General features: G+C 55.0%; 20 protein-coding genes. 11 read left to right on the forward strand and 9 right to left on the reverse strand.

All coding sequences use genetic code 11. The features are described from left to right. Positions 1 to 23: 23 nt before the first annotated feature. The 7 genes from murA to mlaF form a co-directional block, all read right to left on the reverse strand. Complete coding sequence (gene murA / locus FHN83_RS08955) at positions 24 to 1,283, reverse strand: UDP-N-acetylglucosamine 1-carboxyvinyltransferase (RefSeq protein WP_039031637.1); 1,260 nt, start codon at positions 1,281 to 1,283, stop codon at positions 24 to 26. A gap of 52 nt (positions 1,284 to 1,335) precedes the next feature. Beyond that, a complete protein-coding gene (ibaG, locus tag FHN83_RS08960) occupies positions 1,336 to 1,590 on the reverse strand; it encodes a BolA family iron metabolism protein IbaG (protein ID WP_032614457.1) in 255 nt (84 codons plus the stop codon). 126 nt (positions 1,591 to 1,716) lie between these two features. Beyond that, positions 1,717 to 2,007: a lipid asymmetry maintenance protein MlaB gene (gene mlaB / locus FHN83_RS08965; protein WP_039031636.1), complete on the reverse strand. Its 291-nt coding sequence runs from the start codon at positions 2,005 to 2,007 to the stop codon at positions 1,717 to 1,719. Between the two features lies 1 nt (position 2,008). Then, on the reverse strand, positions 2,009 to 2,644 hold the full coding sequence (gene mlaC / locus FHN83_RS08970) for a phospholipid-binding protein MlaC (protein ID WP_039031635.1): 636 nt from the start codon (positions 2,642 to 2,644) through the stop codon (positions 2,009 to 2,011). A gap of 3 nt (positions 2,645 to 2,647) precedes the next feature. Beyond that, positions 2,648 to 3,208 (reverse strand): outer membrane lipid asymmetry maintenance protein MlaD, encoded by a 561-nt coding sequence (gene mlaD, locus FHN83_RS08975; protein WP_139563703.1) that lies wholly within the window; start codon positions 3,206 to 3,208, stop codon positions 2,648 to 2,650. A 4-nt stretch (positions 3,209 to 3,212) separates the two neighbouring features. Continuing rightward, positions 3,213 to 3,995 carry a lipid asymmetry maintenance ABC transporter permease subunit MlaE gene (gene mlaE, locus FHN83_RS08980; protein ID WP_039031634.1) on the reverse strand — a complete coding sequence of 261 codons (783 nt, stop codon included), beginning with the start codon at positions 3,993 to 3,995 and terminating at the stop codon, positions 3,213 to 3,215. A gap of 7 nt (positions 3,996 to 4,002) precedes the next feature. Then, entirely contained in the window at positions 4,003 to 4,815 is an 813-nt protein-coding gene (gene mlaF / locus FHN83_RS08985) for a phospholipid ABC transporter ATP-binding protein MlaF (protein WP_039031633.1), read from the reverse strand. A gap of 230 nt (positions 4,816 to 5,045) precedes the next feature. Between mlaF and FHN83_RS08990 the strand changes: the two genes are divergently transcribed. The 11 genes from FHN83_RS08990 (at position 5,046) to npr (ending at position 12,965) form a co-directional block, all read left to right on the forward strand. Continuing rightward, positions 5,046 to 6,023: a calcium/sodium antiporter gene (locus tag FHN83_RS08990; RefSeq protein WP_039031632.1), complete on the forward strand. Its 978-nt coding sequence runs from the start codon at positions 5,046 to 5,048 to the stop codon at positions 6,021 to 6,023. Positions 6,024 to 6,036: 13 nt separating this feature from the next. Further along, a complete protein-coding gene (gene kdsD / locus FHN83_RS08995; RefSeq protein ID WP_039031631.1) occupies positions 6,037 to 7,023 on the forward strand; it encodes an arabinose-5-phosphate isomerase KdsD in 987 nt (328 codons plus the stop codon). Between the two features lie 14 nt (positions 7,024 to 7,037). Next, complete coding sequence (gene kdsC, locus FHN83_RS09000) at positions 7,038 to 7,604, forward strand: 3-deoxy-manno-octulosonate-8-phosphatase KdsC (protein WP_039031836.1); 567 nt, start codon at positions 7,038 to 7,040, stop codon at positions 7,602 to 7,604. Further along, positions 7,601 to 8,176, forward strand: coding sequence for an LPS export ABC transporter periplasmic protein LptC (gene lptC, locus FHN83_RS09005; protein WP_039031630.1), 576 nt, complete (start codon positions 7,601 to 7,603; stop codon positions 8,174 to 8,176). The genes kdsC and lptC overlap by 4 nt, the downstream gene beginning before the upstream one ends. Continuing rightward, on the forward strand, positions 8,145 to 8,699 hold the full coding sequence (gene lptA / locus FHN83_RS09010; RefSeq protein ID WP_039031629.1) for a lipopolysaccharide ABC transporter substrate-binding protein LptA: 555 nt from the start codon (positions 8,145 to 8,147) through the stop codon (positions 8,697 to 8,699). Before lptC ends, lptA begins: the two co-directional genes overlap by 32 nt. 6 nt (positions 8,700 to 8,705) lie before the next feature. Further along, the gene (gene lptB / locus FHN83_RS09015; protein WP_039031628.1) at positions 8,706 to 9,431 is read left to right on the forward strand and encodes an LPS export ABC transporter ATP-binding protein; all 726 of its coding nucleotides are present in this window, start codon (positions 8,706 to 8,708) and stop codon (positions 9,429 to 9,431) included. Between the two features lie 47 nt (positions 9,432 to 9,478). Next, the gene (gene rpoN, locus FHN83_RS09020) at positions 9,479 to 10,912 is read left to right on the forward strand and encodes an RNA polymerase factor sigma-54 (protein ID WP_039031627.1); all 1,434 of its coding nucleotides are present in this window, start codon (positions 9,479 to 9,481) and stop codon (positions 10,910 to 10,912) included. 22 nt (positions 10,913 to 10,934) lie between these two features. Next, positions 10,935 to 11,222 carry a ribosome hibernation promoting factor gene (gene hpf / locus FHN83_RS09025; RefSeq protein WP_039031626.1) on the forward strand — a complete coding sequence of 96 codons (288 nt, stop codon included), beginning with the start codon at positions 10,935 to 10,937 and terminating at the stop codon, positions 11,220 to 11,222. An 82-nt stretch (positions 11,223 to 11,304) separates the two neighbouring features. Then, entirely contained in the window at positions 11,305 to 11,796 is a 492-nt protein-coding gene (gene ptsN / locus FHN83_RS09030; protein ID WP_039031625.1) for a PTS IIA-like nitrogen regulatory protein PtsN, read from the forward strand. 45 nt (positions 11,797 to 11,841) lie between these two features. Continuing rightward, a complete protein-coding gene (gene rapZ / locus FHN83_RS09035) occupies positions 11,842 to 12,696 on the forward strand; it encodes an RNase adapter RapZ (protein WP_039031624.1) in 855 nt (284 codons plus the stop codon). After that, positions 12,693 to 12,965 (forward strand): PTS phosphocarrier protein NPr, encoded by a 273-nt coding sequence (gene npr / locus FHN83_RS09040; protein WP_032614489.1) that lies wholly within the window; start codon positions 12,693 to 12,695, stop codon positions 12,963 to 12,965. The genes rapZ and npr overlap by 4 nt, the downstream gene beginning before the upstream one ends. On the opposite strand, the gene mtgA is transcribed toward npr, so the two are convergent. Further along, complete coding sequence (gene mtgA / locus FHN83_RS09045) at positions 12,962 to 13,687, reverse strand: monofunctional biosynthetic peptidoglycan transglycosylase (protein WP_139563704.1); 726 nt, start codon at positions 13,685 to 13,687, stop codon at positions 12,962 to 12,964. The two genes, npr and mtgA, sit on opposite strands and share 4 nt — an antisense overlap. Further along, the gene (gene elbB / locus FHN83_RS09050; RefSeq protein ID WP_139563705.1) at positions 13,684 to 14,337 is read right to left on the reverse strand and encodes an isoprenoid biosynthesis glyoxalase ElbB; all 654 of its coding nucleotides are present in this window, start codon (positions 14,335 to 14,337) and stop codon (positions 13,684 to 13,686) included. The genes mtgA and elbB overlap by 4 nt, the downstream gene beginning before the upstream one ends. Between the last annotated feature and the right edge of the window lie 33 nt (positions 14,338 to 14,370).

Genomic DNA, 14,370 nt, shown 5'->3' on the forward strand with positions numbered 1-14,370 from the left:
ACGGCAGGGGGCTGCCAGGACGATTACTCGCCCTTCACACGCTCAATGTTGGCACCCAGTGCGCGCAGTTTATCTTCGATGCGTTCATAGCCGCGATCGATGTGATAAATACGATCCACCAGCGTAGTACCTTCCGCAATACAACCCGCCAGCACCAGGCTCGCAGATGCACGCAGATCCGTTGCCATCACCTGAGCACCGGACAGTTTTTCAACGCCATGACAAATCACGGTGTTGCTTTCGATCTCAGCGTGCGCGCCCATACGGATCAGTTCCGGCACGTGCATAAAGCGGTTTTCAAAGATCGTTTCGGTGATCACACCCGTCCCTTCCGCCACCAGGTTCAGCAGAGTGAACTGCGCCTGCATATCGGTTGGGAATGCCGGATGCGGAGAAGTACGCACGTTGACGGCCTTCGGACGCTTACCGTGCATATCCAGGCTGATCCAGTCTTCGCCGGTTTCAACATCGGCACCCGCTTCACGCAGCTTGGCCAGAACCGCATCAAGGGTATCAGGCTGGGCGTTACGGCAGACGATTTTACCGCCGGAGATAGCTGCAGCGACCAGGAAGGTCCCGGTTTCGATACGGTCAGGCAGGACGCGATACACGCCGCCACCCAGGCGTGCAACGCCTTCAATGGTGATACGGTCGGTGCCCTGGCCGGTGATCTTCGCTCCGAGCGTGTTCAGGAAGTTTGCGGTATCCACGATCTCCGGCTCGCGCGCGGCGTTCTCGATGATGGTGGTACCTTCAGCCAGCGTGGCCGCAGACATGATGGTGACGGTAGCGCCAACGCTTACCTTGTCCATCACGATGTGCGCGCCCTTCAGACGGCCATTCACGGACGCCTTAACGTAGCCCTCTTCCAGCTTAATTTCTGCGCCCAGCTTCTCCAGGCCAAAAATGTGCAGATCGACCGGACGCGCGCCAATAGCGCAACCGCCCGGCAGAGAGACCTGACCCTGGCCAAAACGTGCCACCAGCGGACCCAGCGCCCAGATAGAGGCGCGCATGGTCTTCACCAGGTCGTACGGCGCAGAGAAGTTGTTCACGTTGCTGGCATCGATCCACACGGATCCATTACGCTCAACCTTGGTACCCAGCTGGCCGAGCAGCTTCATGGTGGTATCAATGTCTTTCAGCTTGGGTACGTTCTGGATCTCTACCGGCTCTTCCGCGAGCAGTGCGGCGAAGAGAATTGGCAGCGCGGCGTTTTTGGCGCCGGAAATTGTGACTTCGCCCTGGAGGCGCGTAGGCCCCTGAACACGAAATTTGTCCATGTGATTACTCTCTGTATGAATTCAACCGTGCTGCGGGCAAACCACCCTCAGCTCAAAAACCGTTTAGTTTGCGATCGCGTGCCCACTCAGTTGGGGTAAACGCTTTGATCGACAGGGCATGGATACGATTATCCGCGATATATTCCATCAGCGGCGCATAGACAGCCTGCTGCTTCTTCACGCGGCTCATGCCGTCAAAAATCTCACCCACAGCAATAACCTGAAAATGGCTGCCGTCGCCGGAGACGTGGGCTTCCTGAAGGGCGAGTGCGTTCATCAGCACTGTCTGGATTTCATGATTTTCCATGGGTTCTATATCATCTGGTAGTGAAAACAAGCCCAACATCTTAGAGCAAAGTGACGCGGTCTTAAACAAGCAAAAAGCCCCGACGATGAAACTGTCAGGGCTTTTGATAGTAACGTACTGAAAAAATTAGCGAGGCAATACGTCTTCCGGCAGATTATAGAGCTGGGCCAGCGTGACGACGTTGTCGCTGACGCCCGAAAGCGTCACCTGTGCGCCCTGCCGCTTGCCCGTTGACACCAGGTGAACCAGCAGCGCCACACCCGCCGTATCCACGCGAGAGATACCGCTCAGGTCGATACGGGAAACACCCTTCATGGCATCTTCACGCGCATCCCAGAGAGGATTCAGATAATCCTGATCCAGCTCGCCTGAGAGGAGTAACGTCTCACCCTCACGGGTCCAGCTCAGCTGCGACATATTACTTGTTCCCTTCCAGGGTAATTTTCTGACGTGCGATGCTGTTCAGCTGTGCAGTCAGACCATCGATACCCTTGGTACGCAGCAGATCGCTCCATTCGTTCTGCTTGGTGGTAATCATGCTGACGCCTTCTGCAATCATGTCGTAGGCCTGCCAGTTACCGGTCTGGGTGTTCTTACGCCACTGGAAATCCAGACGCACTGGCGGACGACCGTTCGGATCGACGATGGTCACACGGATAGGCAGGATAGTAGCGGAACCCAGCGGCTGTTCCGGCGCGATCTGATACGTCTGGCCGTGGTACATCGCCAGTGCCTGGCCGTAAGCCTGCTTCAGATATTCACGGAATGCAGTGAAATAGGCTTCACGCTGTGCTGGCGTGGCGTCTTTGTAGTAACGGCCCAGCACCAGTGCACCGGCATATTTCACCTGCACATACGGCAGCAGCTCCTGATCGACCACGTCACGCAGGTAATCGGGGTTGGAACGGATCTTAGGCTGCTCGTTTTTGAGGCGATCGAAGGTTTTCTTTGCTGCCTCATTCATCTGTTGATAAGGATTGCTCTGATCGGCTGCGTTAGCTGCAGTCAGAGGGGCAATCATCAACATGGCAACCATTAACAGTCGTTTAATCATGAATTACTTCTCCTGAGATGAATTCGTCGTGCCAACAGGCGGCGTAATGTCACTCTGCGCAGGGGTTTGCGCAGCCTGATTCTCGTCACCCCCTTTACTGTTACTGTTGTAAAGGAACTGACCAATCATATCTTCCAGCACCATGGCTGATTTTGTATCCTGAATGACACCACCGTCTTTCAGGATAGTCGTTCCCAGCTCGGGATCTTCAAAACCGATGTTCAGGGCCAGATATTGTTCACCTAACAGGCCGGATGTACGGATAGAAAGGGAGCTGGTATCCGGGATATGGTTGTAGCGCTCTTCGATATCCAGCGCGACGCGCGGCAGGTAGGTTTTCTCATCCAGCGTGATATCGGCAACGCGCCCTACTACCACCCCGCCAATACGCACCGGTGAACGGCTCTTCAGGCCACCGATATTATCGAAAGTGGCATAAACGCGGTATGTCGGCTCGGTACGGATGGTCGTCACATCGGCCACTTTAAAACTTAAAAACAGCGCTGCCAGCAGTGCCAGCAACACAAATACGCCTACCCAAATTTCTACTTTTTTCGTTTGCATGAACTCATTTCCCAAACATCAGTGCGGTGAGCACAAAATCCAGTGCCAGTATGGCCAGCGACGAATGAACAACGGTGCGAGTGGTTGCCCGGCTGATCCCGGCAGACGTCGGGATCGCATCGTAGCCGTTGAACAGCGCAATCCAGGTGATTGTCACGGCAAATACCGCGCTTTTAATCAGGCAGTTAACCAGGTCCAGACGCCAGTCAACGGCACCCTGCATCGCTGACCAGAAGAAACCGGCATCAATCCCTTTCCACTGGACGCCAACCATCGAACCGCCCCAGATCCCGACCGCGACAAAGAGGATAGTCAACAACGGCAGGGAGATCATGCCCGCCCAGAAGCGCGGTGAGATCACCCGGCGCAGCGGATCCACGGCCATCATCTCCATACTGGAGAGCTGCTCGGTGGCCCGCATCAGGCCGATTTCCGCCGTCAGCGCCGAACCGGCACGCCCTGCGAACAGCAGCGCAGCGACCACCGGCCCCAGCTCACGCAGCAGGGAGAGCGCCACCAGCATACCGAGGCTGGTTTCTGCGCTGTAGGTGGTGAGAACCAGATAGCCCTGCAGCCCCAGCACCATGCCGATGAAGACCCCGGAAACAATGATAATGAGCATCGACAGCACGCCGACATTATACAGCTGGCGTACCAGCAAAGGGGCATGTTTGCGGAATTCCGGTTTCCCGACCAGCGCATTGAATAACATCAACCCGGCACGCCCGAACGTCCTGATGGTTTTTATGCCACGGTGTCCGAGAGAGGCCAACGCATTTAACAGCATGAGTGGCTTAACTCCCTATTCCCAATAAATCTTTATGATAATCACCCGCCGGATAACGGAACGGCACCGGGCCATCTGCAATGCCGTCAAGGAACTGACGGACTCGCGCATCGCTGTTGGTCTGCAATGACTGGGCGCTACCGTGCGCCACAATTTTCTTATCCGCTACGATATAGGCGTAGTCGGCAATGCTCAGCACTTCGGGTACGTCGTGAGAGACCACGATACAGGTTACACCCAGCGCGCTGTTCAGTTCAGAGATCAGTTTGACCAGCACGCCCATGGTGATGGGATCTTGCCCGACGAACGGCTCGTCGAACATGATCAAATCGGGTTCCAGCGCAATGGCGCGCGCCAGGGCCGCACGACGGGCCATCCCGCCAGAGAGTTCGGAAGGCATCAGTTTCGCCGCGCCGCGCAGACCTACGGCCTCGAGCTTCATCATGACGGTGCTCTTTAACAGCTCCGGCGGCAGGTGCGTATGTTCACGCAGCGGGTAGGCGACATTATCGAAGACGTTCATGTCAGTAAATAGCGCGCCGGACTGAAACAGCATGCTCATGCGTTTACGCACGGTATAAAGGCGCGAGCGCGACATCGCCGGGATATTTTCGCCATCAAAGAGGATTTCGCCCTGCGCTGGCGGGATCTGACCACCAATCAGGCGCAATAATGTCGTTTTACCAATGCCGGACGGGCCCATGATGGCGGTAATTTTACCGCGTGGCACGGTGAGAGAGATATTGTCAAAAATGACCCGGCTGCTGCGCGTGAAGCTGACGCCACGGACATCGACTAAATTCGCCTCATTCAGGCTCATGTACATTTCCTTTCTGTTGCCGGTTCAGGATCGGCTTGATGCCTGATTTCGCCGCAAACCCAACATTTTTACAGAATATTACCTCTGGGGGTAAGCGAAAGCTGGCATTTGTTTTACTTTTACAGCGCATAAAGTCAAAATTAGGAATTCGTTACGCCCACAGACAGTATGCAGCGGCAGAGATTTTTTTCTCGGTGGACCGGCGAGTATACCTGAAGAAAGGACTTTTGATGCTTCTTGCAACGGCACTGTTAATAATTGGTTTACTTTTGGTGGTCTACAGTGCCGACCGTCTGGTGTTCTCCGCATCAATACTCTGTCGTTTATTGGGCGTTCCCCCGCTAATTATAGGGATGACAGTGGTCAGCGTCGGCACCTCCCTGCCGGAGATCATTGTCTCTGCCGCCGCCTCGATGCACGATCAGGTCGATCTTGCCGTGGGAACGGCTATTGGCTCCAATATCGTCAACATTTTGCTCATCCTGGGCCTTGCTGCGCTACTGCATCCATTTCGCGTGCATTCTGATGTTCTGCGGCGTGAATTGCCGCTAATGTTAATTGTCAGCCTGCTGGCGGGTTACGTGTTATATGACGGGCAGTTAACCTTTAGCGACGGCATTTTCTTGCTGGCGCTGGCGGTCATCTGGCTGTTGTATATCGTCAAGCTTGCCCGAGCGGCAGAAAAGCAAGGCAGTGACACCTTAACCCGTGAACAGGTAGCAGAGTTGCCGCGTGAGGGAAATTTACCCGTCGCGCTGCTCTGGCTGGGCGTGGCATTAATCATCATGCCCATGGCGACGCAGATGATTGTTGATAACGCCACGGTGCTGGCCAACTATTTCGCCATGAGCGAATTGACTATCGGCCTGACGGTGATTGCCATTGGCACCAGTCTCCCCGAACTCGCGACGGCTATCGCCGGGGCGCGTAAGGGCGAGGACGACATGGCGATTGGCAATATCATCGGCGCCAATATTTTCAATATTGCCATTGTGCTTGGCCTGCCTGCCCTGATTGCCCCTGGCGCGTTCAATCCGCTCGCGTTCAGCCGAGACTACGGGGTAATGGTGGTCGTCAGCGCAATCTTCGCCCTGCTCTGCTGGCGGCGAAAAAGGCAGATTGGTCAGGGTGCTGGCGCGCTGCTGACGGTGGGATTTGTCGTATGGATGGCGATGCTGTACTGGCTCTCGCCGCTTCTCTCTGGGTAAACGGAAACGCATTATGTCGCAAATAGAATTGCAGCCGGGTTTTGACTTTCAGAAAGCAGGAAAACAGGTTCTGGAGATTGAACGTGAAGGTCTGGCGCAGTTAGATCAATATATCAATCATGACTTTAGCCTTGCGTGTGAGAAACTTTTCCACTGCACCGGTAAAGTCGTGGTGATGGGGATGGGCAAATCCGGCCACATTGGCCGTAAAATGGCCGCTACCTTCGCCAGTACCGGTACGACCGCGTTTTTCGTTCACCCTGGCGAAGCGGCGCACGGCGATCTGGGCATGGTTTCATCCCAGGATATCGTCATTGCGTTATCCAACTCGGGCGAATCGAATGAGATCCTGGCGCTGATCCCGGTGCTAAAGCGCCTGCAGGTTCCGCTTATCTGCATCACCAGCCGCCCCGAGAGCAGCATGGCGCGCGCCGCGGATATTCACCTGTGCGTCAAAGTGCCAAAAGAAGCCTGCCCCCTGGGGCTGGCGCCGACCTCCAGCACCACTGCCGCGCTGGTCATGGGTGATGCGCTGGCCGTCGCCCTGCTTGAAGCGCGCGGCTTTACCGCTGAAGATTTCGCCCTCTCCCACCCCGGCGGTGCGCTGGGGCGTAAGTTGCTGCTGCGCGTGAATGACATCATGCATACTGGCGATGAAATCCCACACGTCAGTAAAGATGCCTCCCTGCGCGATGCGCTGCTGGAAATTACCCGCAAAAACCTGGGCATGACCGTCATCTGCAATGACCAGTGGAAGATTGACGGGATCTTCACCGACGGGGATTTGCGTCGGGTATTTGATATGGGCGTGGATGTCCGCAAGCTGGGTATCGCCGATGTCATGACCACAGGCGGCATTCGGGTGCGTTCCGGCACGCTTGCCGTCGAAGTGCTGAACCTGATGCAGTCCCGCCATATCACCTCCGTTATGGTTGCAGATGGCGACCAGTTGCTGGGTGTGGTACATATGCATGATCTTCTGCGCGCTGGCGTAGTGTAATGAAGGATAAGACAATGATTAATACGGGTGCTTCCCTTGCAACCTGTTATGGCCCGGTAAGTGCGCAAATGATGTCGCAAGCTGAAAAGATTCGCCTGCTGATCCTGGATGTGGATGGCGTGCTCTCTGATGGTCTGGTTTATATGGGCAATGATGGCGAAGAGCTGAAAGCGTTCAACGTACGTGATGGCTACGGCATTCGCTGTGCCCTGACGTCTGGCATAGAAGTTGCCATCATTACCGGACGTAAGGCTAAACTGGTAGAAGATCGGTGCGAAACGCTGGGCATTACACATCTCTATCAGGGGCAATCCGATAAGATGGTCGCTTTCAGGGACTTACTTGGTAAACTTGCCATTGCGCCGGAAAATATCGCCTATGTCGGAGACGATCTTATTGACTGGCCAGTAATGGCAGAAGTGGGACTCAGCATCGCCGTGGCCGATGCCCATCCGCTTTTGATCCCGCGCGCTGACTATGTCACCCGTATCAACGGTGGCCGTGGCGCAGTACGAGAAGTCTGCGACCTGTTGCTGCTGGCGCAAGGTAAGCTTGATGAGGCCAAAGGGCAATCGATATGAGTAAAACCAGACGTTGGGTTATTATTCTGCTAACGCTTGTTGCACTGGTACTGATTGGCGTGAATCTCGCTGACCGGGACGACGAACAAGCGCCGACGGTCAACACGAACGATCCGACGTATAAAAGCGATCACAGCGATACCGTCGTTTACAGCCCCGAAGGGGCGCTGAATTACCGCCTTATCGCTCAGCACGTTGAGTATTTTTCCGAACAGGGCGTCTCGTGGTTTACCCAACCGGTGATGACCACGTTTGATACCAATAAGATCCCGACGTGGTCGATTAAATCAGACCGGGCAAAACTGACGAATGACCGTATGCTTTATCTGTATGGTCATGTTGAAGTGAATGCGCTGACCGCCGATTCGCAGCTGCGCAAAATCACAACCGATAACGCACAGATAAACCTTGTGACGCAGGATGTAACCTCGCAGGATCTGGTTACGTTATACGGCACAACATTTAATTCCAGCGGTCTGAGAATGCGCGGGAACTTACGCAGCAAGAACGCAGAGCTGATTGAAAAGGTTAGAACCTCCTATGAAATTCCAAGCAAACAAACTCAGCCTTAATAGTGTTATAGCCGGCGCGCTGCTGGCCCTCAGCCTTCCTGCGCTTGCTGTGACGGGTGATACCGAGCAGCCGATCCATATCGAATCTGACACGCAATCACTCGATATGCAGGGCAACGTGGTGACCTTTACCGGCAATGTGGTCGTGACTCAGGGCACCATCAAAATCAACGCCGATAAAGTCGTGGTGACGCGTCCTGGCGGTGAGGACGGAAAAGAGATTATCGATGGCTACGGCAACCCGGCCACCTTCTACCAGATGCAGGATAACGGTAAGCCGGTGAAAGGCCACGCTTCCCAGATGCACTACGAGCTGGCGAAAGATTTTGTGATTCTTACCGGTAATGCGTACCTGGAGCAGCTCGACAGCAACATCACGGGCGACAAGATCACTTACCTGGTTAAAGAACAAAAAATGCAGGCCTTCAGTGAAAAAGGCAAACGCGTGACTACCGTACTGGTTCCATCGCAGCTGCAGGACAAAAACAGCACTCAGGCCCCGGCACAGAAAAAGAGTAACTAATTCGTTATGGCAACATTAACTGCAAAGAATCTCGCCAAAGCCTATAAGGGCCGCCGCGTAGTGGAAGATGTCAGTTTGACCGTTAACTCCGGCGAGATTGTCGGCCTGTTGGGTCCTAACGGTGCGGGTAAAACCACCACGTTTTACATGGTTGTGGGCATTGTGCCGCGCGATGCGGGTAACATCATCATTGATGATGAAGATATCAGCCTGCTGCCCCTGCACGCGCGTGCGCGTCGCGGCATCGGCTATCTGCCGCAGGAAGCCTCGATTTTTCGCCGTCTGAGCGTTTACGACAACCTGATGGCCGTACTGCAGATCCGCGATGATTTGACCTCTGAGCAGCGTCAGGATCGCGCCAACGAGCTGATGGAAGAGTTCCATATTGAGCACCTGCGCGACAGCCTGGGTCAGGCGCTTTCCGGTGGTGAACGCCGCCGTGTGGAAATTGCCCGCGCGCTGGCAGCCAATCCGAAATTTATTCTGCTCGATGAACCTTTTGCCGGTGTAGACCCGATTTCGGTTATTGATATCAAACGTATTATTGAGCATCTGCGGGACAGTGGTCTTGGCGTTCTTATCACCGACCACAACGTGCGCGAAACGCTGGCGGTGTGTGAGCGTGCTTATATCGTCAGCCAGGGCCATCTTATCGCCCACGGTACCCCGCAGCAGATCCTCGAAGACGATCATGTTAAGCGCGTGTACCTTGGGGAAGACTTCAGACTCTGATAGGGTAGAAGCTAAGTCTCGCGTAAACGGAGAAAAATGCTCTGAACATGAAGCAAGGTTTGCAATTAAGGCTCAGCCAACAGCTGGCCATGACGCCGCAGTTACAACAGGCCATTCGTCTGTTGCAGCTGTCGACGCTGGAACTTCAGCAGGAGCTCCAGCAAGCGCTGGACAGTAACCCCCTCCTCGAGCAAACCGATCTTCACGACGAGGTAGAAACTCAGCAAACCCAGGATAACGAAACCCTCGACACGGTTGATGCGTTAGAGCAGAAAGAGATGCCTGACGAACTCCCGCTCGATGCCAGCTGGGATGAGATCTACACCGCCGGAACCCCATCCGGCACGCGGGCAGACTATCAGGATGACGAGTTACCGGTGTATCAGGGTGAAACCACCCAGTCGCTGCAGGATTACCTGATGTGGCAGGTGGAGCTGACGCCGTTTTCCGATACCGATCGTGCCATCGCCACCTCCATTGTGGATGCCGTCGATGAGACCGGCTATTTGACCGTGTCGCTGGACGATATCCTGGAGAGCATCGGCGACGATGATATTGAGATTGAAGAGGTCGAAGCGGTTCTGAAACGCGTGCAGCGTTTTGACCCGATCGGCGTCGCCGCGCGCGATTTGCGCGATTGTCTGCTGATTCAGCTTTCGCAGTTTGTGAAAGAGACCCCGTGGCTGGAAGAGGCCCGGCTTATCATCAGCGAACATCTGGATCTGCTGGCCAACCACGACTTCCGTTCACTGATGCGTGTGACGCGACTGAAAGAAGAGGTGCTGAAAGAAGCGGTCAATCTGATTCAGTCGCTGGATCCGCGCCCGGGGCAGTCCATCCAGACCAGCGAGCCCGAGTATGTCATTCCTGATGTGCTGGTGCGTAAGCATAACGGTCTGTGGACCGTGGAGCTGAATTCCGACAGCATCCCCCGCCTGCAAATTAATCAGCAGTACGCCTCAATGTGCACCAGCTCCCGCAACGACTCGGATAACCAGTTTATCCGCAGCAATCTGCAGGAGGCACGCTGGCTGATCAAAAGCCTGGAGAGCCGCAATGATACCCTGCTGCGCGTCAGCCGCTGCATCGTCGAGCAGCAGCAGGCGTTTTTTGAGCAGGGTGAAGAGTTTATGAAGCCGATGGTGCTGGCCGATATTGCCCAGGCCGTCGAGATGCACGAATCGACAATTTCACGCGTGACGACGCAGAAGTATCTTCACAGCCCGCGCGGTATTTTTGAGCTTAAGTATTTTTTCTCCAGCCATGTCAACACCGAAGGCGGCGGCGAAGCCTCGTCGACGGCGATCCGGGCGCTGGTGAAAAAGTTAATCGCCGCGGAAAACCCCGCGAAACCACTGAGTGACAGTAAGTTGACCACCATGCTGTCCGAACAAGGTATCATGGTGGCACGCCGCACTGTTGCGAAGTATCGAGAGTCTTTATCCATTCCGCCGTCAAACCAGCGTAAACAACTGGTCTGACACAACCGATAAGGAAGACACTATGCAGCTCAACATCACTGGACATAACGTCGAGATCACTGAGGCCCTGCGCGATTTTGTGAATACTAAATTCGCCAAGCTCGAGCAGTATTTTGAGAGGATCAACCAGGTCTACGTTGTGTTAAAAGTGGAAAAAGTGACTCATATCTCGGATGCTACCCTGCACGTCAACGGGGGCGAAATCCATGCCAGTGCGGAAGGGCAGGACATGTACGCGGCTATCGACGGCTTGATCGACAAGCTGGCACGACAGCTAAACAAACATAAAGATAAACTGAAACAACACTAATTGTCCGGGCAGTTAACGGGTGCAGGTCGGCCTGTTGTGAAACACAACGGGCCCTTTGTACAGTTAGCGCTTAGGTGAAATTATGATGAATAACGATTCCACTCTACAACTGAGCAGTGTCCTTAATCAGGAATGTACCCGCAGTGCCGTTCACTGCCAGAGCAAAAAACGTGCGCTGGAGATCATCAGTGAACTGGCCGCAAAACAGCTGAGCCTGCCGCCACAAGTGGTCTTTGAAGCGATCCTGACCCGTGAGAAAATGGGCAGTACCGGCATCGGCAACGGCATCGCCATTCCCCATGGCAAACTGGAAGAGGATACTCTGCGTGCTGTAGGGGTGTTTGTTCAACTGGAAACACCTATCGCCTTTGATGCCATTGATAACCAGCCTGTCGATCTGCTGTTTGCCCTGCTGGTGCCAGCCGATCAGACTAAAACGCATCTGCATACGCTTTCGCTGGTGGCCAAACGTCTGGCGGATAAAACCATCTGTCGCCGTTTGCGTGCGGCGCAGAGCGACGAAGAGCTCTATCAAATTATTACGGAAACGGAAGGCAATCAGGATGATGCGTAATCGGGTGATGGCTTTGACATCTGTAGTCCTGAGGAGAAACGGTACATGGTGCTGATGATCGTCAGCGGGCGTTCGGGGTCCGGAAAATCGGTCGCCCTGCGCGCGCTGGAAGATATGGGCTTTTACTGCGTGGATAACCTGCCGGTGGTGCTGCTGCCCGACCTGGCGCGTTCGCTGGCGGATCGGCAGATTTCTGCCGCGGTCAGCATCGACGTTCGTAATATGCCTGAATCGCCGGAGATCTTTGAGCAGGCGATGAGCAGCTTGCCGGAAGCATTTTCACCTCAGCTTCTGTTCCTTGACGCCGATCGCAACACGCTGATCCGTCGCTACAGCGATACCCGCCGCCTGCATCCGCTCTCCAGCAAAAACCTGTCGCTGGAAAGCGCTATCGACCAGGAGAGCGATTTGCTGGAGCCGCTGCGCTCCCGCGCCGATCTGATCGTCGACACCTCTGAAATGTCGGTCCATGAACTGGCGGAGATGCTGCGTACCCGTCTGCTGGGCAAACGCGAACGCGAACTGACGATGGTCTTTGAATCGTTCGGCTTTAAGCACGGCATTCCAATCGATGCAGACTACGTGTTCGACGTGCGCTTCTTACCGAACCCGCACTGGGATCCGAAGCTGCGTCCGATGACCGGCCTCGATAAGCCCGTCGCCGCGTTCCTTGACAGACATACGGAAGTGCATAACTTTATCTATCAGACGCGCAGCTATCTTGAACTCTGGTTGCCAATGCTCGAGACAAACAATCGCAGCTACTTAACGGTGGCGATTGGCTGTACCGGGGGCAAACACCGTTCGGTCTATATTGCTGAGCAACTGGCTGACTATTTCCGCTCGCGCGGTAAAAACGTGCAGTCCCGTCATCGTACGCTGGAAAAACGTAAAACATGACCGTAAAGCAGACCGTTGAAATCACCAACAAGCTGGGCATGCACGCACGCCCGGCGATGAAGTTATTTGAACTGATGCAGGGGTTTGACGCGGAAGTTCTGCTGCGTAATGACGAAGGCACCGAAGCCGAAGCCAACAGCGTAATTGCTCTGCTGATGCTGGATTCGGCGAAGGGCCGTCAGATTGAAATCGAAGCCACCGGCCCGCAGGAAGTCGAGGCGCTGGCGGCGGTGATTGCGTTGTTTAACGCCGGATTTGATGAAGATTAATGCAGCTTATTAGCCTGCATAAAGCCTTCGCCACCCAGCTGGCGCATCTGGCGCAGGATCCACGCCTGACGGCTGCGTACATAGCCTGATGGCGCGCTGGCCTTAAAGCGGATCGGATTCGGTAACACAGCCGCCAGCAGCGCGGCCTCCGACGCCGTCAGACGGCTGGCTGGTTTGTTGAAATAGCGCTGCGACGCGGCTTCAACGCCAAACACACCCTCGCCAAACTCCGCGATATTCAGATAGACCGTCAGGATCCGTTTTTTACTCCACACCGTTTCGATACCCAGCGTCAGCCCGGCTTCAAAGCCCTTTCTTATCCAGCTGCGCCCGTCCCATAGAAACAGGTTTTTCGCCGTCTGCTGAGAAAGCGTCGATGCCCCCCGAATGCGGCTCTCGTTGCGCTCGTTATGCGCTAACGCCTTCTCAATCGCCCCGACGTCGAATCCCCAGTGTTCAGGGAATTTTTGATCTTCGGCGGCAATCACGGCCAGCCCCATCCAGGGAGAGATCTCATCCATACTCACCCAGTCAGAGTGGGCGATGTAGCTGAAATTGCCGCTCAGCCAGTTACCCAGCTGACGTTCAACCATCACCGCTGAAAACGGCACTGGCAGGAAGCTAAACAAGGCGATACCCCCGCCCCAGAAAACCGCCATGACCAGCAGAATGCGAATGACGATCCGTCTTAACCAGCCAGCTTTAGGACGCTTTAACCTCATTCAGCAAGCACCAGCACGCGGGTGACCAGCTTCTCGATACCCGTCGCGGCTTCCGCGATGGTTTGCGCCAGCATGTAAGCGGGCGTGGTCACGATCCTGTTCTCTTCATCGACCACGATATCGTCCACCGGACAAGGGATATGTTCACCGCCCATATCCTCAATGACCTCGGCGGTATCGATATCAGTCCCGATGGTCAGGCGCAGCGGTTTATCAAAAATGGCCGGCAGCATCGCGGGAGCGATACAGATAAAGCCCAGCGGCTTGCCTGCCTCATGCATCTGCAGGGCCAGCGCTTTTAAATCGTTATCTACCCGGCAGGCACTGCCCTGCCGGGCAAAATCACTCAGATTCTTGGCCGCACCAAAACCGCCCGGCACAATCAGCGCATCCAGTTCAGCGGCCAGGGCCTCGCTGAGCGGGCGAACCTCTCCACGTGCGATCCGTGCTGCCTCAACGAGGACATTACGGCTTTCGGCCATCGTTTCGCCGGTCAGGTGGTTGATCACGTCTGACTGGGCTTTATCCGGTGCAAAACAGACCGCTTCGGCACCGTTACGCGCCAGGGCCAGCAGCGTCAGAACGGCCTCATGAATTTCTGAACCGTCGTAAACTCCACAGCCGCTCAGGACTACACCAACCTTTTTCATCATGCGATCCCTCTCGAAAAATGTTAAATGCGC

The organism is Leclercia adecarboxylata, assembly GCF_006171285.1.
In the GTDB taxonomy this organism is placed as follows: Bacteria; Pseudomonadota; Gammaproteobacteria; order Enterobacterales; family Enterobacteriaceae; genus Enterobacter; species Enterobacter barmai.

Bases quoted from the DNA above. Each gene is read 5' to 3' on its own strand.
- murA (WP_039031637.1), bottom strand. From the start codon at position 1,283: ATGGACAAATTTCGTGTTCAGGGGCCTACGCGCCTCCAGGGCGAAGTC.
- ibaG (WP_032614457.1), bottom strand. From the start codon at position 1,590: ATGGAAAATCATGAAATCCAGACAGTGCTGATGAACGCACTCGCCCTT.
- mlaB (WP_039031636.1), bottom strand. From the start codon at position 2,007: ATGTCGCAGCTGAGCTGGACCCGTGAGGGTGAGACGTTACTCCTCTCA.
- mlaC (WP_039031635.1), bottom strand. From the start codon at position 2,644: ATGATTAAACGACTGTTAATGGTTGCCATGTTGATGATTGCCCCTCTG.
- mlaD (WP_139563703.1), bottom strand. From the start codon at position 3,208: ATGCAAACGAAAAAAGTAGAAATTTGGGTAGGCGTATTTGTGTTGCTG.
- mlaE (WP_039031634.1), bottom strand. From the start codon at position 3,995: ATGCTGTTAAATGCGTTGGCCTCTCTCGGACACCGTGGCATAAAAACC.
- mlaF (WP_039031633.1), bottom strand. From the start codon at position 4,815: ATGAGCCTGAATGAGGCGAATTTAGTCGATGTCCGTGGCGTCAGCTTC.
- FHN83_RS08990 (WP_039031632.1), top strand. From the start codon at position 5,046: ATGCTTCTTGCAACGGCACTGTTAATAATTGGTTTACTTTTGGTGGTC.
- kdsD (WP_039031631.1), top strand. From the start codon at position 6,037: ATGTCGCAAATAGAATTGCAGCCGGGTTTTGACTTTCAGAAAGCAGGA.
- kdsC (WP_039031836.1), top strand. From the start codon at position 7,038: ATGATTAATACGGGTGCTTCCCTTGCAACCTGTTATGGCCCGGTAAGT.
- lptC (WP_039031630.1), top strand. From the start codon at position 7,601: ATGAGTAAAACCAGACGTTGGGTTATTATTCTGCTAACGCTTGTTGCA.
- lptA (WP_039031629.1), top strand. From the start codon at position 8,145: ATGAAATTCCAAGCAAACAAACTCAGCCTTAATAGTGTTATAGCCGGC.
- lptB (WP_039031628.1), top strand. From the start codon at position 8,706: ATGGCAACATTAACTGCAAAGAATCTCGCCAAAGCCTATAAGGGCCGC.
- rpoN (WP_039031627.1), top strand. From the start codon at position 9,479: ATGAAGCAAGGTTTGCAATTAAGGCTCAGCCAACAGCTGGCCATGACG.
- hpf (WP_039031626.1), top strand. From the start codon at position 10,935: ATGCAGCTCAACATCACTGGACATAACGTCGAGATCACTGAGGCCCTG.
- ptsN (WP_039031625.1), top strand. From the start codon at position 11,305: ATGATGAATAACGATTCCACTCTACAACTGAGCAGTGTCCTTAATCAG.
- rapZ (WP_039031624.1), top strand. From the start codon at position 11,842: ATGGTGCTGATGATCGTCAGCGGGCGTTCGGGGTCCGGAAAATCGGTC.
- npr (WP_032614489.1), top strand. From the start codon at position 12,693: ATGACCGTAAAGCAGACCGTTGAAATCACCAACAAGCTGGGCATGCAC.
- mtgA (WP_139563704.1), bottom strand. From the start codon at position 13,687: ATGAGGTTAAAGCGTCCTAAAGCTGGCTGGTTAAGACGGATCGTCATT.
- elbB (WP_139563705.1), bottom strand. From the start codon at position 14,337: ATGAAAAAGGTTGGTGTAGTCCTGAGCGGCTGTGGAGTTTACGACGGT.